The organism is Sphingomonas sp. PP-CE-1A-559, from assembly GCF_004340965.1.
Lineage (GTDB): Bacteria > Pseudomonadota > Alphaproteobacteria > Sphingomonadales > Sphingomonadaceae > Sphingomonas.
The window spans coordinates 22,707-48,930 of record NZ_SLYA01000009.1 but is presented as its reverse complement, the minus strand read 5'-3'; the positions used below and the strand labels follow the sequence as shown (position 1 = coordinate 48,930).

Below are 26,224 nucleotides of genomic sequence, written 5' to 3'. Positions count from 1 at the left end.
TTTAGCGTATCAGCGAAGCGCGATAATCTTCGATTTGCCTACGGGTTATCGCAGCGCTGACGCCTGCGCCCGGTGTGTAGGCTGCGTACCAGTCGGCGGTCCGGTCGATCCCCTCTTCGGTAGACCAGCCCGGTTGCCAGCCAAGCTGCCGCTGCGCCTTGGTGCTGTCCAGCGCGAGCGCCGTGGTTTCGTGAAGATGGGTAGGTTCCACCACGACCGTCAGGTCTTCCCAGCGTATACGCAACCGCTCGACGACTTCGCCGACCGTTAAGGTCGCGCTTGCAGCCGGGCCGAGATTCCAGGCAGAGGACATGCTCGTGTCGCCGTCCGTCATGCGGGCGAGGAGCATCATATAGCCGTGGATCAGAGCCAGGACATGCTGCCATGGCCGAGTAGCGGCCGGATTGCGTAATGTGATAGGCGTACCCGTGCGTGCAGCACGGGCAAAATCCGGAATTAACCGGTCTTCTGCCCAATCGCCGCCGCCAATGATGTTGCCGCCACGTGCCGCGGCGATCAACATCGTCTGCTCCCACGACGTCATCGAACTGCGATAGCTGTCGATGACGATTTCAGCAGCGGCCTTCGACGCGCTGTAAGGATCCGATCCGCCCAAACGGTCGGTCTCGCGATAGCCATAGGCCCATTCGCGGTTCAAATAGACCTTGTCGGTCGTGATGCAGACTGCGCCGGCTACGCCTTGCCGGCGTGCAGCCTCTAGCACGTTTACGGTGCCCATGACGTTGGCCTGATACGTCTCGATCGGATCGCGATAGGACCGTCGTACTAGCGGTTGTGCGGCCAGATGCAGCACGAGCTCAGGTTTTGCCTGCCGTATCGCGGCCTCAACCGCGTTGAAATCGCCGACATCGCCGATCGTATGCGAGGCAAGCGCAGCGTGGGCACCAGCGTCTTCGAACAGGTTTGGCATTGTTGGCGCAGGAAGCGAGAAGCCATGGACCTCGACACCAATCATCTGCAGCCATTGCACCGCCCATGAACCCGTAAATCCGGTATGTCCGGTTACGAAGATGCGTCGGCCATGAAGCTTGCGCTCAAAGTCGTGGGAGAGGGCGGGCATGCTCGTCTTTCGCAAAGGGGCACGACATATATCTATGACCGTACGGCGTCATTCCGGGCATCAAGGCCGACGTGCGGCTCTCCGCATGTGGCGTATCGTGCCGTTTGGCTGTGCTGCGATTGCCACGCCTAGTCGCTGATGGCAACTCACCTATGGCAAGTTGGCGACGCACGGCATATCGGGACCTGCCGCTGAGGCCGAACGGATTCTGGACAACGTAATGGCTTTCAACGGTAGTAGCGTCAGGCGTATCGTCTTAAACGTGGGTGCGAACGGATATGCGCAGGTCGTTCTGCTGGTCAGTAATTTCGTCGCGGTTCCATTTTACATCCTCAATTGGGGAATGGCGACATACGGATCCTGGCTGTCGCTGACCGCAACGATCATGACGCTGTTCGCCATGGCAGACGCCGGGATCGGGCCGGTAAGCGGGAATGCGCTGGTCGGTGCCGTGGCCGAAGGAGATGACCGTAAGGCGTTGCGCGTCTTGCAAACGTTTTGGCTCACATCGACCCTGGCAGGCATCATTCTAGTTGCGGCCGGCGCCTTGGTCCTGCCCTTCGTGCCACTTGCCCGGATGCTGTCGCTAAGCGGCGAGCACGCCCAATCAGTTACCGTCGCCGCGGTCGCGCTACTGGCGGTCGTAGCGCTATCGTTCCAGATCGGTATCGCGCAGGCTGCGATGCGAGCGATCGGGGGCTATGCGTCGGGGTCTGCAGTCCAATCCAGTATGTCGCTGGTCGAACTGGCGGCGATCTGTACGACCTTGTCCTTGGGCGGGGGATTCCTCGGCGTCACCGCGGCGATGGGGATTTGCCGACTGGTCTGCCTTGTCATTTTGATCATCCTCAGACGCCGCGCATCAGCCGATTTCAGCTATGGCTTTCGTCACGCGCATCTTGGTACGCTGCGCGCTTTGATGGGGGATGCGGGGTGGTTCATGGTGTTCCCGATCTGCAACGCTGCCGCAATGTATGCGACGGTGCCGATCCTCAACCTGATCGCCGGTCCTGTCTTCGTCGCCAGTTTTGCAATCGCACGGACGCTTGCGCGCACGCTCCAGCAGGCTGTCGGGGTCTTTTCCGGCGCAACATGGCCTGAGATCACGGTCCAGTACATCAAGAAGAACATGGCGGCACTGCGGACGCTGTTCGTGGCGGGTGGGCAGTTCGCTGTCACAGTATCGGTCTTTGCAGGTGTCGCCCTATTCAGTATATCGTCCTGGCTGTTCGAAATCTGGCTGCAGGGGCGTCATGCACCGCCTCCTTTGCTGGTTGGGCTGCTGATCATCGAGAGCGCACTGGCAGCATCCAAGAGTTTCTCGGACACCATCTTGATGGCTACCAATCACCATTTGACCTATGCCAAAGTGTATCTAGCGGCACATGTAGGGTTTATCGGGCTCGGACTCTTTGCAGGGCGTAGCCTTGGCTGGGTAGGCTTTGAGATACCGCTGATCCTGCTGATGGCCACCTTACTAGTGACCAGTAGCATTCTGGCTGGGCGGGTCGTGGGTCTTACCTACCCCGCTGCTCGCCATGCGCTTTTCGATATCAAGCCGATGTTGGCTTATGTCACCCGCTTGCGAGATCGTGTTCGATGAAGATTGCCCTTGCCACACCACTTTTTGCAGAACGGCACGGAACGCGTACGATCACGGAAACGCTCGCTAGCGCGCTCATCGAGATCGGACATACGGTCACGGTTGTTACGTGCGATCAAGGATGCGCGAAGAGCTACGCTCCTGCTGAAAACTCCCAAATTACGGTCGTGACCGCGTTCAATTTTATGGAGGCGTGGCGTCAGTTCCGCGCCCATGACGCTGTGATGTCGATTCATCCATCTTCAAAATTAGGATGGCCGGCTGTCATGTCGCGACGCCGCATGCTGATATCGCATCATGTCTGGTATGTCGGAGGGCGTAGGGCCGCCGATGTGTCGCGGCGTGCGCTTCTTGCCTTTGCACCCAACATCGCATGTAGCCAAGCAGTTGCAGATACCGTCCCGGTTGCTTGCACGGCTGTCCTTAACGGGGTGCGCGGTGATCTGTTGACCCTACGCCCATCGGAGGCCCTGCGATCGATCGACCTGCTGTTTGTCGGTGCAATGAGCAAGGACAAAGGAGCAGATATCGCGCTGGACGTCATGGCTGAATATTGCCGCGAAATAGGACCGGAGTCTTGGGGGCGTGTCGCTTTGGTGGGACCCCGATCGCCTGACTTTGATCTTAATGCCGCGATCGCTGCCAGCGGTCTACCAGCCTCGGTTTATCGAGGCGCAGCCGATGGCAACCAGGTCGCCAAATTCTATGGCAATGCTGTGATAACCTTGGTTCCCTATCGTCGTGAGTCGTTCGGCTTGGTTCCGATCGAAGCGATGGCATGTGGATCGTGCGTCATTGGTGCCGCGCGTGGTGGCCTATTGGAGTCGATCGGCTCGGGCGGCATTTTAGTACCGTTGGACGATAAGTCCGCTTGGATAGAAGCTTGCAAACGCCTCATTGGTTCGACCAGCGAGCAATATGCGATACAGCAGAATGCGCGCCTACATCTCGAAAAATTTAGTCCGTATCGCATGGCCACGGAGTATCTAGATAGTTTTTCTAACGGTTAGATAGAATCAAGCTGAAGGCGCCATTTGCTCCGTGTGAAACCGTATGTCTGCGAGGACTGTACAAAGTTCATCTGTCAAGTCGTTGACAGATGATAGCTGCGGAATATTGGGACTGTACGTCCGACGCTCGGTGACCATATTGACTATGGCCAGTTGGACCCCATGCGCTTACGCTGCGCTAGTGCCTCATCGACCTTTGTCGTCAACTGTCTGGCCCATATGTCCCAATCTAGCCGATCGTGCGCATCGGCAGCGGCAGCCTGCGACATGCGCGCATAGCGTACGGGATCGGTCGTGAGATCGGCAATGACATCGGCAAACTGATCCGGTCCCGAGCCCAGCGGCAGAAGAATTCCTGTTTCCCCATTGCGTACCACAGACGTCACGCCACCCGTTGCGAACGCAACAGACGGTAACCCATGATGTGCCGCTTCGGCAAACACGATTCCCAGACATTCGGCTTTCGTCGGAAGCACAAATAGCGTTGCGCGCGCATAGAGCGTGTCGAGCAGCGCTTGGCCTTCTGAGGTGCTTTTCGACACAAAGCCATGAAAGGTTACCCCTTCGGGTACTGCGCCGTTGACGACATCTGGATTACAGCCAACGATATCGAGCTGAACTGCGATGCCGCGGCGCGAAAGAGTCTCGACGGCCTGAAGAAGAATAGGGCCGCCCTTTCTATCCCAGTCAATCCCGACGAAGAGCAATCTCAGCACGCCGGGTTCGACGGTGCGCGGGGTGGCTATTCGCTTCTTGAGGTTTGCACCCCAGGCGATCTCAAGGACGTGCTCGGCCTCTACGCCGTAATCCTCGCGTGCAGAGCGGCAGGCCCATGCCGAAGGGTATGTAACACGCAAGGAGCGCGACAGTGTCCGGGCTTCGATTGCTTCGGCGGACATGCGAGCCACTTCCGAATACCGCGTCATGGCGTCATAATAGCCCGTCATCGCGCGCATAGTGGCATCGGCTATGTAGACCACCGGGAAACGGTCAACGAGTTCGTTCGCGATCGTTGAGGAGACAACATAGACCACGTCGGGACGCGCCTTGGTGATTTCGGCGATTGCCCGCCGCCCGGCGAGAGCGACGTACCAGCTCGATCTTGCATACTCAAACCTTCGCCCCGAAAGCGCCTTCAGTATGCGACCAAAGGGTACGAACCAGGAAGGAAAGGGGTGTCGAACGACCAAGGCGACGTCGGTATGACGTTGCAGGGCGAGCAGCATATTGTTTGGCGTGCCCGACCATTCGGCCACGTCATAGGGGTCGCCGGAACATATAAATGCGACTCGGGGTGTAACGTCATAGGGCGAGCCCCGCATAGGCGTCATTATCGAAGCTACTCCTGCTGAACACGCGAGTTGGCGCCTATCACCGGCAACGCATACGGGCAACGACCTGCCGTTGATCGATATTCGGCGGATCGCTTCACAGGCTATGTCGATAGGACGGAAGCCGCGGCATATCGCGGCCCTACGTTTCAGGTTTTTGTTTCGATACAGCATCCAAGCCCATTTGGATCCGTATCTAGACCCGAAATGCGACCAGTTGCAGAGACAAGCAGGTAGGAGATGGCACGCCAGTGGCCGAGATGCGTTGTACGTTTCTCATACTGTCTCTATGGCCACGCGTCCGGCTTACACGTGGCTCGTTACCCATACTGGTGCATTGTAGTTGCTAAAATAGGTTAATTAATGACACATGGTGACGGGCCAAGCACCCTGGTCACGTGCATTGTCCATAAAAGCGGTGCTTATAGTTTAGTCTACATGGCGAAGTTTCCAATAACGAGGCCAAACCTGTTAGTAAATTGCGTAAAATGATGGCGATAATCCTTATCAACCGATTGTATCGACCGATTAGCATCAGGCGTCGTGAAGGCGTAGCGTGCCAACGGTTCCCGAAGCATCGGTACTAATACCATGCGTATTCTGGTGTTGGGGCTCAACTACGCTCCTGAAGAGATCGGTATCGGCCCGTATACGACAGGTCTGAGCCAGGGACTGGCTCGCGCAGGTCACTCAGTAAGGGTCATCGCGGGGCATCCCTATTACCCCCAGTGGCAGGTGCCTGCGGGGTACGGAGGTCTTTGGCAGCGCACGATAGAGCACGACGTCACCGTCACACGGTGCCCACATTATGTGCCGACAGACCCGAGCGGGCTAAAGCGGCTAGTTCATCATGCGACCTTTGCTGTCTCGGCCGCGGGGCCGATGCTCGCCGCGGCCCTCCGGTTTCGGCCCGACATTGTCTTCACGGTAGCCCCGTCTTTGGCTGCTGCGCCGTTGGCCGTGATAGCGTCAAAATTGACGGGCGCCTTGAACTGGCTGCATGTTCAGGACTTCGAGGTGGAAGCGGCGTTTGCCACTGGCCTGTTGCGGCAGGATACCACGCTGGGGACATTGGCTGCGCGTCTCGAACGTGGAATATTCCGTTCGTTCGACCGCGTAAGCAGCATCAGCCCCGAGATGTGCGCAAAGCTGGAGCAATCGGGTGTGGACCCCGGTCGTATCGTCGAGTTCCGCAACTGGGCGGACATTGCCGGTATCCGTCCGCTTACCGGCGAGTCGTCTTATCGTAAGGAATGGGCCATCACGACGCCGCACGTTGCGTTGTACTCAGGTAACATTGCGAACAAGCAGGGGATCGAACTGGTCATCGAGGCCGCAATACGGCTTCGTACGCGTAACGACCTGACCTTTGTTGTATGCGGTCAAGGGCCTAACCGGGCACGTATCGAGGCACAGGCCAAGGAAGCAGGGTTACAAAACATTCGTTTCCATGATCTGCAACCAAGAGAACGGCTGGGCGATCTGCTGGGACTGGCCACGGTGCATCTTTTGCCTCAGCTGGCGGATGCGGCGGATCTGGTCCTGCCGTCAAAGCTGGCCAACATGCTGGCATCGGGCCGCCCAGTACTAACGACCGCGATGCCGGGTACTGGTCTGGCGCGTGAGGTCGAAGGCTGCGGCCGCGTTGTACCGCCTGGCGATATCAACGCTTTCGCCCGCGCACTCGAACAGCTAATTGATGACGCGCCACAGAGGCGACGATTGGGCGTAGTGGCACGGCATCGCGCTGAAAATGTCTGGGATTACAATGCCATTCTCAACCGCCTGATCCCGGCATTCTCGAATGCACGTTCCAGGAAGCAATTGGCATGACGGGGCCGTTCCCTCCAATTATATCGCCATTGGGATCTCACCCCAACGTCACCTTTGTAACCATCTGCTATCGCAACCCTGCCGACCTTCGGGTGACCCTGACTAGCCTTGCCGGCCTGCCTGAGGAGTACGAACGGATCGTCGTGGACGGATCCCCCGACGATAGCTGCGCTTCGGTAACGGCCGAATTTGCCGGGATTCGTAACATTCATGGTCCCGACAAGGGCAAATATGATGCCATGAACAAGGGGTTGGCGGTCGCTCGAGGTAAAACGATCTGCTTTATGAACTCAGGGGATTGCCTGGTCGATGCGGCAGCGTTCGACGCTATGATCCGGTCGAACCAGGGCAGTCTGGATACTGTGATCGTGTACGGCGATTGTATCAAGACCATTGCTGGTGAGGCGATAGTGGTACCGGCGCCGGAGTTGACCGACGAGGCACTGAGGGTCGGAATCCTGCCGTCGCATCAGTCGATTTTGATACCCACCGCTTATCATCAGCGTCATCCCTATGACGCCACAATGCACTTTGCTGCCGATACCAAATTCCTGAAAGCGGCGTTCACCGCACTTCCTCGGCGTCACGTTGCTGTTCCCATCGCATTGTTCGCTCAAGGCGGAGCATCCTCCTCGCCAGGCAATTGGACATCTCTTCTCAGTCAATTCAGGGAATTGCGCGAGGCGCATGAACTCGGCACGGTCGAACAAGTTCGGATGGCCGCGCTGCTGATCCGACGAAAGCTGTTCCATATGATGTTCAACGAGGCAGCGTTGCAGCGGCAACAGCTCAAGCGTCTTCGGCGCACACTCAAGCAAACATGACGCGCTACGCGCGAGCTGTCTCGGGGCTGCAGAGGGCCAATGTATGACGGATATTCTTGCAGCCGGTAACTTGGCGCCTCCCGTTCACGGTCAATCGCTAGCGACTGAGCGTATGATTGCACTCTTCTGCGAACAGGGGTTTACCGTGGCTGTCCACGATATTGGCCCCAGCGACGCTGTAAAATCCCGTCTGCTACGACGCTTGAGACGTCACGTGGTCGCCGCCTGGGCGATTCTTTGCTCTCGTGCGCCATTGGCCTATCTGCCCGTGAACAACGGGGCAGCGATGGTTCTTACAATACTGCTGTGCATGTGTGCGAGGATATCGGGCAAGGCCGTCGTTTTTCACCATCATTCGCTAAGCTATGTGACGCAACATTCCAGCATTATGCGTATGCTGGTCCGTGTCGCCGGGAAGGGAGCGCTGCATATCGTCCAGTCGGGTACCATCGGAGGCAAGATGGCTGGACAGTACGGGGTGGATCAATATTTGGGTTATAGCAATATCGGCATTGTCGAGCATGCCGAGGGTGAAGGCCGCAATCATGCCCATGCCGCTGGCGGTATACGAACGGGTATTACCTTGGGGTATCTGGCCAACATCACTGCCGAAAAAGGTGCCTATGTTCTGCTCGATGCCTTTGCCAAACTGCGCGAAACGAAAGACGATGTTCGTCTGATCATGGCCGGACCGTGCCATGACGCGGCCATACGGGCTGCCATCGCCGCACATGAAGAACGGTTCGGCCCTGACATGCAGTGGATCGGCCCTATCTATGCACGCGACAAACAGGTCTTCTTCGAGAGTCTTGATATCTTTGTCTTTCCAACTCTGTACCCAACTGAAACCCAAGGCATGGTCAATCTGGAAGCGATGCGTGAAGGCGTCGCAGTCGTGGCGTTCGACCGCGGTCGGATTGGCGAGGATATCGGCACCGACGGCGGCATTGCCGTCCCGGTTGGTAGCGATTTTACCGCCGCTCTAAGGGAATTTGTCGCACACTATCGAAGCGACATGCGAGCAACGGTGCGCGGCCGTTACGATATGCTGCTGCAAGAGCATTCGGCAGAAAAATCGCGGTTGCTGGATTGGATGCAATCTCACACAGGTCGATCGCTGGATGTCGGCCGACCAGTTAATTTTGTCCCCGATCAGCCTCGACAAAGCAGGATGTGATAATGAGCGTCGTATTGATACTTGCTCTTGCTGCTATGCAGTCGGACAGTAGCACTCTGACTTGCGGAGGTAGTGGCCTTGTTCGCAATTGCACTGCTGCGGATGGCTCGACATATATCGAGCGGCGGATAGGACAGCGTCTCGTGCGCAAGGGGACGACGAGCGACGGACAAAGCTGGACGGAATATGTCAGTCAGAACTTGGACGGCTGGCGACTCCAAGGTGAGGATTCCACTGGCGCTCAATGGTTTCAAATGTGCAATCCGCGTAGCGGCATACGTGGCACCGATCGGTCGGGTCAGCCCTTTGCCCGCAAGGTCGGTGAGGAGGGCTGTACGTATTAATACCGGCTCGGTAATGATTGACGCGCGCCGAGCATAGTATGCACGTAAAGCAGTAAATTTAACAGTTGAGTCTCGACATGATACCAGAATCAGCTGTGGACGCGCATGGTATAAAGCCGGCGCAAGAATCCAGAAATTACGGCGTCGATGCGGTTCGTATAATAGCGGTTTTGGCGGTAATATTTATACATGCGCCGATCGTGGATGGCCCTTCCTATTGGGTTAATACATTTAGCCGATGGGCTGTCCCGTTCTTCTTTGTTGCAGCGGGATATTTTGCCGCGGGTAAATCTCGTTCTACTATATCCGAGATACGTCGGGTGATGATCCGGTTGGGTATCCCCTATGTGTTTTGGGTATGCATATACCTCATATTTCTGACCTCTGATTTTTCGTCGATGTCTATTCGCGATATTGGTCGCGTAATACTGTTCGGCGGGCCTGCCATTCACCTCTGGTTTGTGCCCTCTCTAGGAATGTGCCTGATCCTGTTGCGGGTAACACAGCGGTGGCCTGTCACCGCAACGCTTATTCTGGCCTTGATATTATACGGCATTGGGTTGTTGATGGGCGCCTATATCCCAGAAGGCTATGCGCCGATGATGAATTCCAGGAACGGGCCGTTCTTTGGCTTCCTACTGGTTTTTATTGGCTATCGCTATCAATCGTCACATCACTTTGGTGGAACCGCCGCGCTTGTTGGATTAAGTGGTTCAATGGTAGCGTATCTCTTCGAGGTACATATTCTCCATAACAACCATATTGATCAACTGATCACAACGCCGGCTATGGGTCTTTTTGTTTTTGCCGCGTCGCTAAGAATTCCAGATTACTGGGCAAGAATGTTCTCGAAATTAGGGAAGTACTCATTCGGGATGTATTTGGTTCATCTCGGTATTCTTACTGTGTTGACAATATATTTTAAGCCGGACCACTTTTACCAGATTTTTCTAATAGCCGTAGTCACGCTCATAGCGTCACTTATCAGTGTCAGCATCCTATGGGCCATCAAGCCGCTACAATTTCTCGTGCGGTAACCTATCGCGCCGACCGCGCCAATTTTTGGTCATGAGCACGCTGCGCCAAAATCGCGCATATCATCCTGATCGGACAAGCTTGGTCGCCTGATACACAAGTCACCGCAGCATTGCCGCTGGCAGCGCCAGATGTTGTGACTGCCGTCATTACCGACCGCGCGACTGCAGGGCTCGGTTCGTCAACTATCCGACAAGGGAATTGGCCATCGTCATCCGGTGGCCAAAGTACCTGAGATCAACCGGGTGTGAACGCCGGGCTAGGGGACTGAGTGACGCGCCCCCTTGTGTCCGATAACTGTCATTCTCGGACGAAAGGGTGGCGTGCGAAAATCGAGTGTGGCACACGTTTTATATGGTCGCTCCACACCCCCTCGAGCCCACGCCGGTCGATCTCGACCTCGCGCCGGTGCCAAACGCGCTCGTGAATGTCGAGTCCATTGAGCCGACGCTTCCTGCTATCCTTCATGAAAAGATCGAGCGGGCGGCCGCATACGCCAAAGCCGCCCGCGCCGGTGCGACGCGGCGCGCGTATGACTCCGATTGGGCGATCTTCATGAGCTGGTGCACGCAGCACGGCCTGGCCTCATTGCCGGCAACGCCCGATGTCGTCGCCGTCTTTGCCAGCGATCAGGCAACCGCCGGCCTCAACCCGTCGACGATCAATCGGCGGGTGGCGGCGATCGGGCATCATCACCGCGCTGGCGGGTATCCCGCGCCGACCGCCATGCCGACCGCGGGGCGCCTGGCCGAAGTGCTCGCCGGCATTCGCGCGGAACACGGCGGTGCCAAACGGCAAAAGCATCCCGCAGACGCGGCCGCGCTCCGCAACATGCTGGCGGCGATCGAAGGCGAAGGGCTTAGGGCGCTACGCGACCGCGCGATCCTGGCGATCGGCATGGCGGCTGCGTTGCGGCGCTCCGAGATCGTCGCACTGCAAGTCGAGCATATCGGGATCGTGCCCGAAGGGCTGAGGCTGACCATCGCCCATTCGAAGACCGATCAGGCGCGGCAGGGCATCGTCATCGCTATCCCCGAAGGCTCGCGCATTCGACCCAAGGCGTTGCTTCTCGCCTGGATGGCTGCGGCTGGGCATGCCGAGGGGCCGCTGTTTCGGCGCCTGTCGCGGCGCGATGCGATGACCCCTGCCCCCATGTCGGATCGCGCGATCGCACGGCTGGTCCAGCATCATGCAGCGGCAGCCGGGTATGATCCGACGCACTTTGCGGGGCATTCCTTACGCGCAGGGTTCCTCACCGAGGGCGCGTCGCAAGGGGCGACGATCTTCAAACTACAGGAGGTGAGCCGACATAAATCGGTACAGGTGCTTGCCGACTATGTCCGTAATGCGGATCTCTTCAAGGATCATGCGGGACAGCGATTTCTGTAAGTCTTTGATTATAATGTGTGTCTTGCCTGCGCTTCATAAGCAGACCCCCTTTGAATGTATGATATTCGACATGTCGACACGAAAACATGTCGAGTAGTTGGCGGAATTTAATTTAGTCGATAGGCGCGCCCAGGTCTGTGAAAAGCGCCTTGGCCGTCGCGGCCCAGCTTATGCCCAGCCATGGCGGCGGAGACGCTGATGCACTATCAATTCGGACCATCCCGCGAAGGCTGCTAACGATCTCATGCTGGTTTTTCTCGACTTCGAAGCCTCGTCGCTCGCCAAGCAAAGCTACCCGATCGAGGTGGCGTGGGTGTTTGCGGACGGGCGGTCCGAAACCCACCTCATCCGCCCAGCACCATCGTGGATCGACTGGCACGAAGACGCGGAGGCGATTCATCGCATCCCTCGCAGCACGCTTGTGAGCGCAGGAGAGCCCCATGACGTCGTTGCGCAGCGCATGATCGACATACTTTCCGGCCACGACCTCCTCGCCAGCGCGCCATCCTGGGACGGGAAGTGGCTTAGCGTCCTGCTTCGTGGTGCGGGCCTCGGCCGGCGGGCGCTTCGCCTTCGCGACACCGATGATGCCATCGACGAAGAAGCCCGCATGATCCTTGCCCCCAGTGTCCCGCCCGACCTGCTGGACGCAACGGTCGAGAATCTGGTCACGCTGATCGAGATGCGCGCGCGCGGCAAGGCGCCAGCTCATAGAGCACTGGCGGACGCCGAGGCGGAGCGTCAACGATGGCTTGCGGTTCGAGGCGCCGCGACGGAACTGGCGGAGCAATACCGTCGTGGAGGCTGACGGTGTCGGCGCTTCCGGCCGCCCCGTCACGCGGAACTACCGATATTTCGTCGTTCGACGGTCGGTTGTCGCGAATACGCCACCCACGGGTCTGCGAAGACGGGCGCAAGGACTTGGTGCCAATCTGATGGACGCGCGGCGCGCCGTCGGCATAGCATTCGCCAGACGTGCGGTAACCGGAGTGCGAGTATGCCCACAATCGGACGTTGAGAGCCGGTATAGGCGGGCCAGTAACTGGCCGTTCGTTACTACCGGACGCATATGCTACCAGAAGCGAACATGCCGCTTTGCAACCAGAAAACCTGCGACCAGAAATGCCGTCAGTCTGTGTACGAATGACCCACCGCCACTCGATAAGTGACGGCGTTACCGGATTAGGGGGCGGATAGCAGCGATGACGATCAATGCTCAACGATCTACGAAAACTGGTCTCGTTTCTGCCCTTGTCGTAGGTCTGGTCCTCCGGTTGACCTGGCTGTCGGCGGTAGGCGGTGTCACCTCTTTCGTTGAAGCCGGAGAAGCCACTCGCGTTGCGCTCAGTCTTAGCGCAGGTAATGGCTTCTCCGATGCATTCTTTGCCGGCCAAGGCCCGACCGCACATATCCTGCCCGTGACAACATGGATCGCGGGCGTCATCTTTTGGGTATTAGGACCGAAAACCGTAGCTGCCAACCTAACGCTGTTGGTCTTGGCGCTAGCACAGACCTTAGCCGCTTATCTACTATTACGTAGACTTTTCGAGAAGCTAGGAGCCGATCCGGCTGCGCTTCGTCTGGGCATGGGGTTGCTTTGCATTATCCCAATCTACGTTGCGCAAGAGACGGTTGATTTCCGCTACTGGGAGGGTGCGCTCGCGTTGTGTCTCGCGGTGAGCAATCTTGTTTTTTTGCTAAACCTTCAGGAACAATTGGCACCAAAACGAGGAGATCTGGTATTTATTGCGAGCCTTTCCGCTGTAACCTTCTTTGTCAGCCCGCCAGCGGGGCTGGCGATCTACGTATGCTGGGCAAGCTTCGCGATTCGCCATTTTGCCATACGTGACGTTGGGCGGCTGGCGCTTCTCGGTGCTGCCGCGCTCGCGCTTTTGGTTGCCCCTTGGGCGCTCCGCAACGAGCAGCAGCTGGGTAGTCCTGTCCTGTTGCGCAGTAATTTTGGGCTAGAGCTGGCGATCGGAAATTATCCCGGCGCTTTGACCCAACCGCCTTCAGCGGAAGTCCTCACACAGCGGCTTAACGCTATTCACCCCTATCACAGCGCGGTAGCGGCGAACGCGCTACGCGCGGCTGGGGGCGAAGTGCCCTATGCTAAGGCTTTGGGAGTGCAAACTGAGCGCTGGATCAAGAATAACCCAGGAGCGTTCGTTGAATTGTGCTTGCGGCATTACGCGGAATTCTTCTTTCCTCGGCCATGGCAGATGAATTTTACCGAGTGGTTCGCAATCAAAGACGCACGCGCAGCAATCTTTACGACGATCGATGCGTTTGGACTGATGGGCTTGCTCGTCGGGCTTTTGCAACGTCGGCGCGGATACGGCGCTCTAGGTCTCTATATCCTGTTGGCGGCACTACCCTATGCACTAGTGCAGCCCGTGCCGCGCTATACTTACCTGGTTTATGGGTTGTTGGTATTTTTAGCGGCGCAGTTGATCGTCGTAAGCGTGCGTTACGTTATTCAGCGGTTGTCACCACCCAGAGTACGGTCGCTGGCATGAGCCGCATGCAAGGCAATACGCTATAGCGCTCATCCTGGGTACAAAGATCGAATAAACCACCTGAAGAAAGCTGTTAGCGCAGAACAAAATTCTCGTCTGATCTACTTAAATTGATGTATTTAATGAAAATAGGATTTAGGATTCTCGTCGAAATTACCTGTCACGCCAGAAATACTACATGACCTGGATTAATTTGCTAATCCGACGCTGCTACGCAACACGTAAAGCGGCCTCTGCTTTGTCTCAATCAAAATACGACCGACATATTCGCCAAGCACGCCCAACGACACAAGCTGAATGCCCCCGAGGAACATTATCGCGGTAATGATAGAAGGATATCCGTTAACCGATGGTCCATAAAGTATCGTAGCTACAACGATAAAGGCGGCATAGGCAAAGGCAAGCATTGCAATTAAGCCACCAATATAGCTCCAGATCCGAAGTGGGGCGGTGGACGATGCAGTGATGCCATCGATCGCAAGCGTAAACAGATTCCAATAGCTGTATTTAGTCTTTCCGCTTATTCGCTGGTCGCGGATATATTCGATCGAGGATTGCTCGAATCCTGACCAGGCGAAGATGCCCTTCATAAACCGGTTCCGCTCGGGCAGCGTCCGTATGACGTCGACCACGCGACGGTCTAGCAAGCGAAAATCGCCGGCATTTGCCGGGATACGGTCGTCGGAAATGAGATTGTGAAGCCGGTAGTAAAGCGACGATGTCCAGCGTTTGGCCATGCTGTCAGATCGGCGGTCCTTGCGAACACCATACACCACCTCAAACCCCTCCTGCCAGCGATTGACAAGCGCAGCGATGGCTTCGGGCGGATCTTGCATATCGACGTCGATGGGTATTACCGCGCGCCCCCTTGCATAATCCAAACCTGCGGAAAGTGCAGCCTCCTTGCCGAAATTACGCGACAAGGAAATAGCTTTCACTCGGCCATCCAGATGGCTTGCGGACACGATGATCGGTAGCGTGGCATCCGAGCTGCCGTCATCAACAAATAGTATTTCCCAACTCTCTATGCCGGGTAAGCTTTTTAGTATCGGCACTGTCCGTGCAAGGAATGGTTGGACTGCCTCCGCTTCGTCTTTGACGGGTACGACGAGGGACAGCGTGATATCCGCAACTGACAAGACGCCGTAGTCGTTGCTCGTGTCGTGTGTAAAAGCCTGCTGATGATACTTGCCGGCCAGCTGAAAACTCATTTACTGCCCCTTCATGAGGCGAAGTACGGGAAAATGGTTAACACTGTCTAATCGAGACCGAATTCGGTCGCATTACGATAGCTCACGCAGGAACCACTCGTCGTGACGATATCGCATTGCCCCTGAGTCCACTCGGTGCCCCGTTCAGCTGTTCTGGCGATCTGCGGCATTCAATACGGGACGACTACGGTCACCCCATCCAGCCTAAGTCGGCGTGGCACAGCGGCAGCAGGAAGCGGCGCGCCGGGTAGCAGGACATACAGCCGTCCAGGAACCAAATTGCCGCGGGCAAAGGCGGCCCCCTCTGTCGCGAGACGGTTCTGCGAGGCTCGATTGGTGCGTGCGGCATAGACATTGGCGACCGGGTGTCCCTCCTTGACGGCTCGCCAGGAGATTTCCTGAAACAAGTTCAGATCGCTGGTAACGTCGCCGGGTATGAAGGCGATCGACGTCGACTGCCGTATCAACGGGTCCCAGCGAGGATCGAGCGTCCGGCCATAGAGCTGGCGCCGGTCCGCTTCACGACTTTGCGCGCGAATGATGTTGGCCATGCCGACCAAGTCAATGACCTGAAGAGCTATGGTTACAGTTAGAATCAGGCCTGCATTTCGGGCGCGCAAGCGAAACACTGTCAGCACCGCGATCAGGACCAGCACGTACCCTACTGGCCAAAACAACCGGCCCGACGCGCGTAGTGGGTCAAGCATCACGAGAATGGGCGCCGGCAGCGATAGCCGAAAGATCGCGAAAATAGCGAGGGCAATCAACGCTGGAGCAAGTCCACGGAGGCGGTTTAAGAGGATAGCTTCACCTTGGCGGGAGGTGCGATATCGCTGAACGATAAGCGCTGTGACCATAAGCGCTAAGCCCCCCGCGCCAAGATATTGAAATCCTTCGAACCAGCCTTCAGTTCCGTGCGCATTCGGGGGCAGTAAACGGGAGAATTGATCAATTCCTGGATTCCATAACGCGTCGATTGGCATCGCAAAGCTGCCGAACGTACCCGTTGATATTGGAGTTCCGACGCCAAGCCACCAGGCGATCCCCACTATTAATCCAAACATGCTCACAACATGCGCGAGCGTCACCAGACGCATCTGGCAAGGCCCTTCCACAAAGCGTAGCATTATGGTCGATGCCCAAATCGCGACGACCATGACCAGTAGATAGCTGTGGATGAGGGCCGTGACTGCGATCAACAGCGCCCACCACCTCAATTGCTGACCGCGCTTCGCATCAAGGAACAGGCATAAGGCAGCCAAGATCGTCCAGTGCGCCATCAAATTGACATGGAGAAATCGATTAGCAAGCGTTGGGGGATAGGCAAGCAACGCGACACCAGCCCATAACGCGACTGGCCCTGGTGCATGGCGGCGCAGTAGCAGCCAAGCGAAAAATGCCTGCAGGATCAAATTGAGTAGGATCCAGGGACCGACCAATTGAGCGTCAGCAGGTAACAGGTTCGCAAATAGCTTGGCTGTAACGGTAATTAGAGGATTGCTGTCGGTATATAGCACCGACACGCCTTCCGGGGCGTTCAACAATGTGGTCTTCAGCGATATACCTGCGGATGGATCATGCCAATAGGCATGCGAGCCCAGAGCGCCTTCGCCATTGTCAAAATGGTCGCTACCGTGAATCAGCCAACCAGGATTGTCGATATACAGAATTGCCGGATGAAAGAACGCTAGAAAAAAGGCAAAAGGCAGCAAAAACAGTAGGGTCGGAGTAACAAGGCGGTGCATGACCGCACTCTGCCACGATTCATGCGCAAATTGGTTAACGCTGGCGACATAATCGCTGCTTGCAAATGGCAAGTGTACGCTTTCTACCGTAGGTAGTGAATGACAATCTACTCTGGAACGCGGGTCAATCGTGGAACGTTGCTGCCTTGTATTGGGATGACACTGCTATATGGAACGCGATCGCCGCAGGGCCTGCGTCGATCTGTCACACGCCCGGCTCACGCGCCATCATCCCGATCCGCACCACCTGCAACAGGTTTTAGCGCGGGGTTGGAATGCCGATTAGCGAACGGTACAGCTTCAGCAGCGCGGGTGCTTCTAACCACTTTCCCCAAGTAAAAGGTAGCGTGTGCTGCACGCCACGATCGTTCAGTAGTAGCGCGCAAAAACCTTTCGGCAACGGGCCTCCAGGCGGCCTACATGTCGCATAGGCAGAGTTCTCGCCTTTAAAAATAACGATGGTTCCTGGACTGACAATACCGGGGCCCACACCGTTTCCTATCACAAAGCTTTCATGATCCTCAGTCTTCAGGAAGCGTTCTCCGCCCAGCAACGGCAGACCCGAACCATCCAGCCTGATATTCCACTGCTTTGGCTTCACCGGAGCTAAATAGATTGGAGAATAACCGGAATCAGGCCGTAATTTTTCGCCGGTTAAAGAGCCGATCGACCCGTTCCAAACTCTATTGGGAATGAGTGCGTAACGTTTCCAGCGAGCTGGGTCGCCATTTTCCTTGGATCCATCATACGGCCACTCGTAGGTCACGCCTTCAAGGGAGACTTGGGTGTGTCCCACGGCTTCCCCCGTTCCCGTCCTATCGGAGCAGGCTGCGGTCAGCATGCCAAGCACGATTACGCCAACTCGGGTTGCGGTAGATATCAGACGCATCAAAACTAGGTAGTTCGAGTTCCTTAAAATGGCCTTATGTCGTGCTTTCGTAAGCTTACCTTGATCCGTCTCGTGATGCGAAGCTCACGGATTTTGCATCGGCCAGAGAACGGCTGAAAGCTGGGTATCCGCCGATGCAAAAACCTGATGCATTTGGCGAGCGCATTCGATGGCAGGTTTGCCAGGGTGCTGCCCCGAAAGCCGCCCGGCCGCTTTCCTTCATATTTCGGACATTGGACTTAACGCGAATGGCACACAAAAGGATGACCATCGCCAACCGACCTTGTCGCAAAAGTATGACGCCTCAGCGGTCAGCCTTGGCAGCAGCGTTGACGACAGCACGCGCAGCAGTTGCTTCAGTTGCGTCCGCCATCGCTTCCCATGTTGAAGCTGAGCGCTCGTGCATATCGCGACGGTTAGCGAGCGTCGTATTTTCCGCCGCGTGGCGTTGTGAGGCCGCGTTTGCACGGTAGGTTTCGGCAGGGGTCATTTCAATTTATCCAGTGCCAACATGCATTAGCGGAACCGCCAAACAGTTTGGTCGCGGCTCGCTATCCTGCCCGGCGCATGCGAATGCAACCAGCGGCTGCACCATGACGTCATGATCGCTCGCAGCGTGCTTCAGTTACCGTATGCCGCCTGATTCAACGGTTAACGGTAATTAGGGGGGGCCGGATATTGGAATGGGGTTCAACCTTCGACTTGTACATATTTGATGGATGTCCACGGCACGAATGTCGTGGCGCTATTGAGGGTTGCGAGGACACCAAGCTCGTCTGCCGTGTGCAGCGTCATCTTTACCGCACCGCTGATGTTGAGCGATAGCGTCACCGCCAGGTTACCTTCTGCGGCCATCGCGGCCTGCTGAAGTCGATCAAGCATTAGTATCTCCCGGTTGTTCGTCTGAATTGAGCTGTAATGCGGTAAGGGGCAACCCCACCGCTGCGCCCACCGTACACCCCCTCCAAGATGTCAGTCCGGCTCACCTTTGGGTCAGCGACACTCCCCCATGCGATACTGCCGCCAGTACCGATCCCACCGCACGGCCGCGCCGGAAGCAATTGCGGCGCACGACAGCGACCGTCCGTCCGGCAGCGTGCACCTGGCAACCATACGGCTGTAGCTTTTACCAGTCGCCTCACATCGCAACGTCTTCCGCAGCACCAGACGTTCGACGATCTGCTGGCTGCGTTTGGCAGCGGCGTTGTCACAGCGATAGTTTACCCGCCGCGGGTCCGCCGCGCGACAAGGCTACGCGCTTTCGAAGTCCGGCGCCTGGACGCCGGCAATCCGAACCTTGACGCCGTTCGAACACCATAAAGGCCCATCGCCGTCGTGTACGCGGGTCACCGTGCATGAGAACGTCGTGGCTGGTGCGAGGGCGATCATCGAACTACTCTCATCAGTGCTTCGTCCGGCTCGCGTCTGCTACAGCGTTCAGGCAGTCGGCTAAAACCTCCCACTGTCGGTACTGCTCCGGCTGCCCTGGTGGCGTCTTTGCCATACCGGACGCTACGATCTGGCAGGCGCCCATCTGTCCGTGATCAGCCATCAATGCGAAGGCCTGTTCCCACGCGCCCGGCATCAAGCCGACAACCAGTCGGACTCGGCGTCGTCGACCGCGGCGAACATGTCGCCCTCAGCCTGCATGGCGCTGAGATGTTTGCGCACGGCGTCTGGATCTCCGGTGCGGGGAAAGCGCCGATCGACGACGGCGCCGGCCGCCAACTGGCCAACGAGCTCGCTTCGGTCCTTCTGCGCCATAAGCCACTGGCCAAATGCTGCCTTCGGCTCGTCGTCGTCGGTCATTCTTGCGTCCCTCGAATCGTTGGGCCGCCAATCGCATCAGGTTGATGTTCTTGCAATGTTCTTGCGAATCAGCGGGGATCGCGCCTAGCTAGGGACAGGCCACGACCGGCGACTCGATACTGACGGAGCAACGAAATGCAGCACGATCTGCGGCTGAGAGCGGCTGCCCGCGCAATATACGGCAACGTCTATCCATCTATTGACGCAGTGCAATTCAGCTTCGACGAGGCCGAACGGTTCGGAACTGTGGAGTACCGGCAGGCCGTGGGCGCTGCCCAGGACGCACGGTCGGTTCTGGCTGACCAGCACGACCCACTCCTCTTTGCCGCGATCCTGTAGATCATGCGCTCGACCAACTCAGACCGGCCGGTCGTCGTTGCGCTGAACCGTCGTGACGAAGTGCTGCGGCTCCACGACGTCCCGTTCGAACTGGTGCCGTGCGAGGTGCCCTTCTTCCTCGTCCATACGCAAGCCGGGTTTCCGTCGCCCGCGCAGGACGACATGCAGGAACCGATCGACCTGGGTGCGTGGCTCGTCGAGCATCCGGCTGCGAGCTACATAATGCGCGTGGATGGCCGATCCATGTCCGGTGCCGGGATCAACGACGGTGATCTGATCGTCGTGAACCGAGCCAAAAAGCCGAAGGCCGGCGCGATTGTCGTGGCGCTGGTGCATGGCGACCGGACGCTGAAGCGTCTGCGCTACGTCGACGGCCGTCACTGGCTCGTTCCCGAGGCCGAAGGGTTCGCGGACATCCTGGTCGATGAGCATGTCGAGATATGGGGCACGGTCGTTGGCATCGCGCGCAAGATGGTATGAGTACGCCCATCGCCCTGATCGACTGCAACAACTACTACGTCTCGTGCGAGCGGGCCTTCGACGCCAGCCTGGTCGGCGTGCCCGTCATCGTGCTGTCGAATAACGACGGGTGCGCCATTGCGCGATCGGCCGAGGCGAAAGCCCTGGGCATCAAGATGGGTGATCCGATCCACCACCTGCGCGATAAGGTGAAACGGCACGGCATCCAGGTTCGGTCGTCGAATTATGCGCTCTATGGTGATATGCAGCGCCGGGTGATCGCTGCCTGCGAGTCCTTCGCCCGCGACTTCGAGATCTACTCAATCGACGAGACGTTCCTGGACTTGGCCGGATTTGAGGGCCGTGATCTCGTTGCCCACGCCAATGCGATGCGTGCTCAAGTCCAGCTTTGGACGACGATCCCCACCTGCGTCGGCATCGCAGAAACCAAAACACTGGCGAAGCTGGCGAACGCCGCTGCCAAGAAGGACCAGCGGTTCGACGGCGTGGCCGATCTTCGCGACGACGACGTGCGGCGCGATGTGATGCACGCCTTCGCGGTTGGTGACGTGTGGGGCGTTGGCGGTGCCACTGCACGCAAGCTGACCGACCTGGGGATCAACACCGCTGGCGCGCTGCGAGACATGCCGATGAAGCAGGCGCGTGCCGTCGGGACAGTCGTTCTTGAGCGGCTGGTTGCCGAGCTACGCGGGGTCCCGTCCAATGCGGTCGAGTCGGTCCAGCCGCGGCGCAAGGGCATGGCTGTCACCCGGTCGTTCGGGACACCGATCTGCGACTTCGAGCGGATGATGGGCGCGCTGTCGCAATACGCGCTGCGAGCCGGCGAGAAGCTCCGATCGCACGGGCTCGTCGCGGCCCGGCTGACCGCGTTCTTCCATACGAACAAGCACAAGCCCGACCGGCCTCAGTACGGCGCATCGCGCATGGTGACGCTGCATCCGATGACAAATGACAGCCTCGAACTGATCGCGGCGGCCAGGCGTGGCGCTGAGAAGGCGTGGCGCGACGGATACGCCTACACGAAGGCCGGCATCATGCTCGACGATCTGCTTTCCGAGGATGAGCGGCCGCGCACGCTGTTCGAAGAGGATACGGCCAAGCGCGATCGACTGATGGGAGCGCTCGACGCGATCAATGGCAGGTTTGGAACGTGGACTGCGGTGACGGCGTCACAGGGGTTCAAGCGCGAATGGAAGATGCGGTCCGAGATGCGGTCGCCGGCGTGGACGACGGACATCGGGCAGGTGCCGACGGTTCGGGCGTAGTCGCATTCCCTTCAAGCGCACGTTCACGACATTGGTGGATCAATGTCGTGAACAGCGATACGCTTCATCGCAGTTGTCCGGGGGCGGGCGCCAACGAGGGTGGGCTATGAAGAAACTCGCATCGCTAATGGGCCGATCGTTTCTCCTCGTCGCGGTAATCTACTTCGTCACCGTCACTACATCAGCGATCATTTTCGAGATTGCCGAGGGTAAATATGACGCGGTCGACTCATTCTGGTGGGCATTCACCACGGCGACCACGACCGGCTATGGCGACATCTACCCGGTCACGAAGACGGGTCGGGCGGTAGCGCTCTTCCTCATGCACTTCGGTCCAGGTTTTGCCTTCCCGATGATGACGGCAATCATGTCGGCCAAGCTGATCGTGGACAGTGATGCATTCACTCACAGCGAGCAGGAGCAGCTGAAAGAAGACATCGCGGCGATCCGGGGAATGATGACGCCGACCAAAGACGGGAGCTTTGCCGCTGCAGCCCGGCTCGAGGCCGACATGCGGCGCTTCCTGCACGATGAGGAGCCGACGCGTCGCGCCCAATGCCTGGACGAGTTCCGGCAGCGGCTGGCGCTGACACCCTGGGCGGAAGCTGAACAACATTCAGACGGCGGTAGATAAGACGAATTTTCCGGAGGGAGATGACAGCGTAACGGGATCTGCACGACGAAACCCGACGTTAGAGCACGAAACTTAGAATTGAGATCGCATGCCCCACGCCAGCAATATCGTTTACTGCGACGGACCTGACAGCCCGCATGCGTTCGACATCGTACCCCTCCAGCCCCGCAACGGCAGCCTCGATGCCATGTGCTCGGTCTGCAAGGGCCGCGGGCAGTGGAATACCGAGATCGATCTCGTCAGTTTCCGGTGCAAGCGAATGGCATGCGACCGGTGCCACGGTGCTGGCTGGGTCGAAACAGGTACCGATCCGATCGGCTTGCCTGACATTGAAGTTTCGCCGGAAGGGTATCCCCGTTGGACGATCCGCTTCGAACCCAGCGACACGGAGATAAAGGTCGACCCGGCCCAATCTGGTCTGGCTAAAACCTGAGCCGGACGAAGCTGACCGTATTTAGATCAACCGAGACGTCGGCGTGCGCGTCGGAAACACTGGCCCGCGTACCGTCATTCGGTCGGCAGGATATGGGCGCTGCAACGACAGGACATCGTCATAGCTACCGGTCAGCCACCGCTCATGATCGTCCGGCCGCAGGATCGTGATCATCGCCTTGGGGTGGATCGGCGCCACCAGTTCGTTCGCGTCGCAAGTGACCATCGCGAAGTATCGCTGTTCGCTGACCTGCCGCCAGAAACCGGCGATCGCGAACACCGGCTGATCGGTCACTCCAAACCACATCTCCCCCTTGATAGGCTTCTTGCCGTCTCCAAGGTCGGTCGGCTCGCGGGCCCATTCGCAAAACTCTGTTAGCGGGATGAGGCAGCGGTTCGCCGGATCAGTGACCAACGACCGCCACTGCGGCAGATGCAGGGTGCGAACGTTGGTCTGCGCAATCTTGCGGCTTGATTGTTTCGCCTGCCCCGCCAGGACGTCCCATTCCATCACGTCGAGCCCGCGGCGATCGGCTTCGTTCCGCACGACGTACGCCCGCCCGAACGGGCGCAGCTCCTTGGGATCGAACCGGTTGTCCATCGGCTTGGCGGCAAGCCATTCGGCACTAAATCGTTCAGTGATGGTTTCCGGCTCGCCGTCGAACCGGGCGCGATTACACATTAGAGGTTCACCCGACCGACAAGCGCGCCGACCGCGATCACGGAGACAATGATCGCCCAACCCTCCCAGGTTCGAGGGGACCAACCGATCCCTACTACTTTCGGCTGAAACCATTCGCGCGGGTTATTCATGATGGTTCCGATATCGCTGAGAATGGTCAAGGTCTATGATTGCCGGGCTACTCAAAGGGCGGGCCGGCAGTCACTTTCCGGGGATACTTGGCACTGAATCAACGCGGAAAACTCGAACCGGTTTCGCGGTAACGGCCCGCCTCGATAGCCAAGAGAACACGAGGCGGGCCGGCCCAGGCCGGAGGACGACCTTGGCTGGCAAATCATGGGGAGGGTTAAGCCGCTTAGCAACCGCGACGGTAGTTCACCTGGGCATCTCGGCAGTCAGAGCGACGGGAGCAAGACTGGCAAGATAAGCCTTGCCGTGAAGGCCAAGCGGCGTGATGCGGCCGGCATTCCCAGCCTGTACGGCCTTCAGATACGATCTAGGTTTCTTCATCAGCTTCGGCTGGTCGAGCCCTGTAAGCCCAACGATCCGCGCCGCTTCCTTCACGAAGGTCACACAGTTGTGATCTGATAGGCGATACACGCTGTCGGGCTTCCCCTCGCTCCACGCATCGACCAACCGCAGCACCGCTCCATACTGTGCATCGCTCATCACAACTGAGAATTGTGCATCACTGCCAGCAATGTACCCTGGCTTGGCAATGTCGAGCTTTCCCGCAACGGGCCCCATCAAGAGTGCTGGCGAGACCGATTTAGCAGTGAACCCGACATTCGTATCAACCGGCGCGCCACCAACATCGGGTATTCCGCGCAACGTGAAAAATGCATGGGGGAAGCTGTTGCCAAGCTCGTGGCTCCAGAACGTAATCGTCACTGCGGCCTGCGCAGGAACCGCGGTGAAACTCCATGCGAGGAAAGCGGCAGCCAGCTTTAAAAAGGTTCCCATACAGGGAGTTACCGCTATCGAGCGCCGTCTGGCAAATAGAATCGCTTCATGCGGCAGTCCTGCATAGAAACCGGAAGCACCGCAGCGGGGAGGCGTCTTGGGAATGCTCAACCCGCTGCGATGTCACAATACTGACACTTACCTATACGGTAGGCAATACCCGCTGATTCTCAAAATGAAACAATGCCGCGACGAACGCGTGTGACGAGCACGGTGTAAGATGCCCGCCGCGACGGTCCATAGTAGCGGCAGCGCCTGTTGCGCCGCAACAACCATTCGCGAGACGCCGTCTTCCATGTCGCACCTGCTGCCGCCCACGGCGTAGAGGCTTTAAAGGTCGGTGTCGGATATCGACTTACCTGCCGTCGTGCGTGTCGACCCATTTGATCATGCCCATGGCCCCTTCTTTATGACTGGCACGGATAGCCTACCGTAGCGGTCCTCGGCCTCATTCCCGGTAGCGGTCTTGCTTGGGGCGTATTCTCGCGTCGCATAAAGGCGGCGTAGGATCATCGCTAGGTCGCGCTCTGTCAGGCCAGACGCAGGATCGATCACTTGCCCTTCGGGCAACGGCCCAACCCAAGCAGCAAGGCGGTTGCACGCCACACTCAGTTCGAGATCTAGGGAACCATCAAAGTCAGTCATTGCGGGAACCTACGCCTTCCGTTTCCGTCCGCGAGTTCATAGAATGATCGGCATGGGAGCAAGGATAGCGACGATCACTGAAGATGCCCTGAGAGGCGAATGGTTTTATCTCGAGGAAGAACAGTCGCTCGATCGAACGGCCATGAACTTTTTCGTTCTACGCGCTGGGGAAATAAGAGTCGGTGAGGCGGCCGAGGTGGTGGGCACGTACAATATTGAGGGCGATCGGGTGGTCATCACCTTCCATCGTACAATTCCGTTTAAGACGACGATCACGCTGAGCAATGGGCAGTCTGTTTTCGACCCGGCGACGGACGTTCTGTCATCGTCCACGATCTACACGCTACCCGACGGCAGTGACCCGCTTAGGATGTACGGATCGTTCGTTCGTCGCATTGCCGACTTCCCTAGCGCTGACGACGTGCGGGGGCGCCTGAGATAAGCAGAGACGAACTTATCGCCCGTCGTTTTCAACGAGGCAAATGACATACTGGCACCTGACCTGTCAGCACGACACCTACTTCCGCCCCGCTTCCACCAGCAAAGCCTCGATCATCGCAGGCTCCAGCGGTTCGGCAAACTGGCAGCCCGAATTGTACTCATCTGCCCATTTCACGGTTGCCGACACTCGTCCTACCAACGGGAGGGTCAACCAGATGACAGAACCGACCTTAAGTGCGGAGTACGTCCTGAGCCGTGCACCACTGACTGAAATATCCGAAACTCGGCACAACGTGCGATGCAAGCCATCAAGCTCGGCATCTAAGCCGATCGCTGATCGGGCCGCGCCACGCTGACCTGTCTTCGCGGCTTCGAAATCTGCGCTGAACATAACACTTGTTAGGCCAGCGTATCTGACATTTCTATATCATAAAGCAGGATGGAATGTTTTAGCGATTGGAGAGGGGCAATGTCGGGTTGGAGCCCCCAACCCCGCCATTACGCCTTCGAACCGCGTCCTCCTGTTATTCCTCCACTTATTGA

26 protein-coding genes are annotated in these 26,224 nt (G+C 57.8%); 15 read left to right on the top strand and 11 right to left on the bottom strand.

Annotation, left to right across the window (positions count from 1 at the left end; translation table 11 throughout):
* Nucleotide 1 precedes the first annotated feature (1 nt).
* Nucleotides 2–1,081, bottom strand: coding sequence for a CDP-glucose 4,6-dehydratase (rfbG, locus tag C8J42_RS17465; RefSeq protein WP_133021108.1), 1,080 nt, complete (start codon nucleotides 1,079–1,081; stop codon nucleotides 2–4).
* A gap of 160 nt (nucleotides 1,082–1,241) precedes the next feature.
* Between rfbG and C8J42_RS17460 the strand changes: the two genes are divergently transcribed.
* Nucleotides 1,242–2,684 (top strand): hypothetical protein, encoded by a 1,443-nt coding sequence (locus C8J42_RS17460; RefSeq protein WP_133021107.1) that lies wholly within the window; start codon nucleotides 1,242–1,244, stop codon nucleotides 2,682–2,684.
* Nucleotides 2,681–3,694 (top strand): glycosyltransferase family 4 protein, encoded by a 1,014-nt coding sequence (locus C8J42_RS17455; protein WP_133021106.1) that lies wholly within the window; start codon nucleotides 2,681–2,683, stop codon nucleotides 3,692–3,694. Before C8J42_RS17460 ends, C8J42_RS17455 begins: the two co-directional genes overlap by 4 nt.
* Nucleotides 3,695–3,837: 143 nt before the next feature.
* On the opposite strand, the gene C8J42_RS17450 is transcribed toward C8J42_RS17455, so the two are convergent.
* Nucleotides 3,838–4,920 carry a glycosyltransferase family 4 protein gene (locus C8J42_RS17450; RefSeq protein ID WP_165895540.1) on the bottom strand — a complete coding sequence of 361 codons (1,083 nt, stop codon included), beginning with the start codon at nucleotides 4,918–4,920 and terminating at the stop codon, nucleotides 3,838–3,840.
* Nucleotides 4,921–5,616: 696 nt separating this feature from the next.
* On the opposite strand from C8J42_RS17450, the gene C8J42_RS17445 reads away from it, so the two are divergent.
* From C8J42_RS17445 to C8J42_RS17415, 7 genes are all read left to right on the top strand, one after another.
* Nucleotides 5,617–6,858 (top strand): WcaI family glycosyltransferase, encoded by a 1,242-nt coding sequence (locus C8J42_RS17445; protein WP_133021104.1) that lies wholly within the window; start codon nucleotides 5,617–5,619, stop codon nucleotides 6,856–6,858.
* Nucleotides 6,855–7,682, top strand: coding sequence for a glycosyltransferase (locus C8J42_RS17440; RefSeq protein WP_133021103.1), 828 nt, complete (start codon nucleotides 6,855–6,857; stop codon nucleotides 7,680–7,682). Before C8J42_RS17445 ends, C8J42_RS17440 begins: the two co-directional genes overlap by 4 nt.
* Before the next feature lie 43 nt (nucleotides 7,683–7,725).
* Nucleotides 7,726–8,859, top strand: coding sequence for a glycosyltransferase family 4 protein (locus tag C8J42_RS17435; protein ID WP_133021102.1), 1,134 nt, complete (start codon nucleotides 7,726–7,728; stop codon nucleotides 8,857–8,859).
* A 421-nt stretch (nucleotides 8,860–9,280) separates the two neighbouring features.
* Nucleotides 9,281–10,240: an acyltransferase family protein gene (locus C8J42_RS17430; protein ID WP_165895539.1), complete on the top strand. Its 960-nt coding sequence runs from the start codon at nucleotides 9,281–9,283 to the stop codon at nucleotides 10,238–10,240.
* 352 nt (nucleotides 10,241–10,592) lie between these two features.
* On the top strand, nucleotides 10,593–11,627 hold the full coding sequence (locus C8J42_RS17425; protein ID WP_133021100.1) for a site-specific integrase: 1,035 nt from the start codon (nucleotides 10,593–10,595) through the stop codon (nucleotides 11,625–11,627).
* Nucleotides 11,628–11,871: 244 nt separating this feature from the next.
* On the top strand, nucleotides 11,872–12,435 hold the full coding sequence (locus tag C8J42_RS17420; protein ID WP_133021099.1) for a transcriptional regulator: 564 nt from the start codon (nucleotides 11,872–11,874) through the stop codon (nucleotides 12,433–12,435).
* Nucleotides 12,436–12,829: 394 nt separating this feature from the next.
* Complete coding sequence (locus tag C8J42_RS17415) at nucleotides 12,830–14,146, top strand: hypothetical protein (RefSeq protein WP_133021098.1); 1,317 nt, start codon at nucleotides 12,830–12,832, stop codon at nucleotides 14,144–14,146.
* A 188-nt stretch (nucleotides 14,147–14,334) separates the two neighbouring features.
* Here the strand turns inward: C8J42_RS17415 and C8J42_RS17410 are convergent, their stop codons facing one another.
* The 6 genes from C8J42_RS17410 to C8J42_RS17380 form a co-directional block, all read right to left on the bottom strand.
* A complete protein-coding gene (locus tag C8J42_RS17410) occupies nucleotides 14,335–15,357 on the bottom strand; it encodes a glycosyltransferase family 2 protein (RefSeq protein WP_133021097.1) in 1,023 nt (340 codons plus the stop codon).
* Between the two features lie 170 nt (nucleotides 15,358–15,527).
* Nucleotides 15,528–17,174: a DUF6311 domain-containing protein gene (locus tag C8J42_RS17405; protein ID WP_133021096.1), complete on the bottom strand. Its 1,647-nt coding sequence runs from the start codon at nucleotides 17,172–17,174 to the stop codon at nucleotides 15,528–15,530.
* A 187-nt stretch (nucleotides 17,175–17,361) separates the two neighbouring features.
* Nucleotides 17,362–17,943 carry a hypothetical protein gene (locus C8J42_RS17400; RefSeq protein WP_133021095.1) on the bottom strand — a complete coding sequence of 194 codons (582 nt, stop codon included), beginning with the start codon at nucleotides 17,941–17,943 and terminating at the stop codon, nucleotides 17,362–17,364.
* A gap of 352 nt (nucleotides 17,944–18,295) precedes the next feature.
* Nucleotides 18,296–18,481, bottom strand: a complete 186-nt coding sequence (locus tag C8J42_RS17395) for a hypothetical protein (protein WP_082452860.1) — start codon at nucleotides 18,479–18,481, stop codon at nucleotides 18,296–18,298.
* A 200-nt stretch (nucleotides 18,482–18,681) separates the two neighbouring features.
* Nucleotides 18,682–18,873 (bottom strand): hypothetical protein, encoded by a 192-nt coding sequence (locus C8J42_RS17390; RefSeq protein WP_133021094.1) that lies wholly within the window; start codon nucleotides 18,871–18,873, stop codon nucleotides 18,682–18,684.
* A 702-nt stretch (nucleotides 18,874–19,575) separates the two neighbouring features.
* The gene (locus C8J42_RS17380) at nucleotides 19,576–19,800 is read right to left on the bottom strand and encodes a YozE family protein (RefSeq protein ID WP_133021093.1); all 225 of its coding nucleotides are present in this window, start codon (nucleotides 19,798–19,800) and stop codon (nucleotides 19,576–19,578) included.
* Nucleotides 19,801–19,935: 135 nt separating this feature from the next.
* Here C8J42_RS17380 and C8J42_RS17375 point away from each other — a divergent pair, with 135 nt between their 5' ends.
* The 5 genes from C8J42_RS17375 (at nucleotide 19,936) to C8J42_RS17355 (ending at nucleotide 22,951) form a co-directional block, all read left to right on the top strand.
* Nucleotides 19,936–20,139: a hypothetical protein gene (locus C8J42_RS17375; protein ID WP_133021092.1), complete on the top strand. Its 204-nt coding sequence runs from the start codon at nucleotides 19,936–19,938 to the stop codon at nucleotides 20,137–20,139.
* A gap of 3 nt (nucleotides 20,140–20,142) precedes the next feature.
* Nucleotides 20,143–20,619, top strand: coding sequence for a translesion error-prone DNA polymerase V autoproteolytic subunit (gene umuD / locus C8J42_RS17370; protein WP_133021091.1), 477 nt, complete (start codon nucleotides 20,143–20,145; stop codon nucleotides 20,617–20,619).
* On the top strand, nucleotides 20,580–21,884 hold the full coding sequence (locus C8J42_RS17365) for a Y-family DNA polymerase (protein ID WP_243644570.1): 1,305 nt from the start codon (nucleotides 20,580–20,582) through the stop codon (nucleotides 21,882–21,884). Before umuD ends, C8J42_RS17365 begins: the two co-directional genes overlap by 40 nt.
* A gap of 106 nt (nucleotides 21,885–21,990) precedes the next feature.
* Nucleotides 21,991–22,518, top strand: a complete 528-nt coding sequence (locus C8J42_RS17360; protein WP_133021090.1) for an ion channel — start codon at nucleotides 21,991–21,993, stop codon at nucleotides 22,516–22,518.
* An 88-nt stretch (nucleotides 22,519–22,606) separates the two neighbouring features.
* The gene (locus C8J42_RS17355) at nucleotides 22,607–22,951 is read left to right on the top strand and encodes a hypothetical protein (RefSeq protein WP_056483547.1); all 345 of its coding nucleotides are present in this window, start codon (nucleotides 22,607–22,609) and stop codon (nucleotides 22,949–22,951) included.
* Between the two features lie 21 nt (nucleotides 22,952–22,972).
* Here C8J42_RS17355 and C8J42_RS17350 read toward each other — a convergent pair whose 3' ends face one another.
* On the bottom strand, nucleotides 22,973–23,632 hold the full coding sequence (locus tag C8J42_RS17350) for an SOS response-associated peptidase family protein (protein ID WP_133021089.1): 660 nt from the start codon (nucleotides 23,630–23,632) through the stop codon (nucleotides 22,973–22,975).
* A gap of 375 nt (nucleotides 23,633–24,007) precedes the next feature.
* Nucleotides 24,008–24,595, bottom strand: a complete 588-nt coding sequence (locus C8J42_RS17345) for a hypothetical protein (protein ID WP_056483541.1) — start codon at nucleotides 24,593–24,595, stop codon at nucleotides 24,008–24,010.
* Between the two features lie 688 nt (nucleotides 24,596–25,283).
* Here C8J42_RS17345 and C8J42_RS17340 point away from each other — a divergent pair.
* Nucleotides 25,284–25,682 (top strand): hypothetical protein, encoded by a 399-nt coding sequence (locus C8J42_RS17340; RefSeq protein WP_056483538.1) that lies wholly within the window; start codon nucleotides 25,284–25,286, stop codon nucleotides 25,680–25,682.
* A gap of 75 nt (nucleotides 25,683–25,757) precedes the next feature.
* Here C8J42_RS17340 and C8J42_RS17335 read toward each other — a convergent pair whose 3' ends face one another.
* A complete protein-coding gene (locus C8J42_RS17335) occupies nucleotides 25,758–26,072 on the bottom strand; it encodes a PilZ domain-containing protein (RefSeq protein WP_133021088.1) in 315 nt (104 codons plus the stop codon).
* Nucleotides 26,073–26,224: the final 152 nt, after the last annotated feature.

Coding starts and splice junctions, on each gene's coding strand:
- rfbG (WP_133021108.1), bottom strand. CDS start 1,081: ATGCCCGCCCTCTCCCACGACTTTGAGCGCAAGCTTCATGGCCGACGC.
- C8J42_RS17455 (WP_133021106.1), top strand. CDS start 2,681: ATGAAGATTGCCCTTGCCACACCACTTTTTGCAGAACGGCACGGAACG.
- C8J42_RS17450 (WP_165895540.1), bottom strand. CDS start 4,920: ATGCTGCTCGCCCTGCAACGTCATACCGACGTCGCCTTGGTCGTTCGA.
- C8J42_RS17445 (WP_133021104.1), top strand. CDS start 5,617: ATGCGTATTCTGGTGTTGGGGCTCAACTACGCTCCTGAAGAGATCGGT.
- C8J42_RS17440 (WP_133021103.1), top strand. CDS start 6,855: ATGACGGGGCCGTTCCCTCCAATTATATCGCCATTGGGATCTCACCCC.
- C8J42_RS17435 (WP_133021102.1), top strand. CDS start 7,726: ATGACGGATATTCTTGCAGCCGGTAACTTGGCGCCTCCCGTTCACGGT.
- C8J42_RS17430 (WP_165895539.1), top strand. CDS start 9,281: ATGATACCAGAATCAGCTGTGGACGCGCATGGTATAAAGCCGGCGCAA.
- C8J42_RS17425 (WP_133021100.1), top strand. CDS start 10,593: ATGGTCGCTCCACACCCCCTCGAGCCCACGCCGGTCGATCTCGACCTC.
- C8J42_RS17420 (WP_133021099.1), top strand. CDS start 11,872: ATGCTGGTTTTTCTCGACTTCGAAGCCTCGTCGCTCGCCAAGCAAAGC.
- C8J42_RS17415 (WP_133021098.1), top strand. CDS start 12,830: ATGACGATCAATGCTCAACGATCTACGAAAACTGGTCTCGTTTCTGCC.
- C8J42_RS17410 (WP_133021097.1), bottom strand. CDS start 15,357: ATGAGTTTTCAGCTGGCCGGCAAGTATCATCAGCAGGCTTTTACACAC.
- C8J42_RS17400 (WP_133021095.1), bottom strand. CDS start 17,943: ATGCTGACCGCAGCCTGCTCCGATAGGACGGGAACGGGGGAAGCCGTG.
- C8J42_RS17395 (WP_082452860.1), bottom strand. CDS start 18,481: ATGACCCCTGCCGAAACCTACCGTGCAAACGCGGCCTCACAACGCCAC.
- C8J42_RS17390 (WP_133021094.1), bottom strand. CDS start 18,873: ATGCTTGATCGACTTCAGCAGGCCGCGATGGCCGCAGAAGGTAACCTG.
- C8J42_RS17380 (WP_133021093.1), bottom strand. CDS start 19,800: ATGACCGACGACGACGAGCCGAAGGCAGCATTTGGCCAGTGGCTTATG.
- C8J42_RS17375 (WP_133021092.1), top strand. CDS start 19,936: ATGCAGCACGATCTGCGGCTGAGAGCGGCTGCCCGCGCAATATACGGC.
- umuD (WP_133021091.1), top strand. CDS start 20,143: ATGCGCTCGACCAACTCAGACCGGCCGGTCGTCGTTGCGCTGAACCGT.
- C8J42_RS17365 (WP_243644570.1), top strand. CDS start 20,580: ATGGGGCACGGTCGTTGGCATCGCGCGCAAGATGGTATGAGTACGCCC.
- C8J42_RS17360 (WP_133021090.1), top strand. CDS start 21,991: ATGAAGAAACTCGCATCGCTAATGGGCCGATCGTTTCTCCTCGTCGCG.
- C8J42_RS17355 (WP_056483547.1), top strand. CDS start 22,607: ATGCCCCACGCCAGCAATATCGTTTACTGCGACGGACCTGACAGCCCG.
- C8J42_RS17350 (WP_133021089.1), bottom strand. CDS start 23,632: ATGTGTAATCGCGCCCGGTTCGACGGCGAGCCGGAAACCATCACTGAA.
- C8J42_RS17345 (WP_056483541.1), bottom strand. CDS start 24,595: ATGGGAACCTTTTTAAAGCTGGCTGCCGCTTTCCTCGCATGGAGTTTC.
- C8J42_RS17340 (WP_056483538.1), top strand. CDS start 25,284: ATGATCGGCATGGGAGCAAGGATAGCGACGATCACTGAAGATGCCCTG.
- C8J42_RS17335 (WP_133021088.1), bottom strand. CDS start 26,072: ATGTTCAGCGCAGATTTCGAAGCCGCGAAGACAGGTCAGCGTGGCGCG.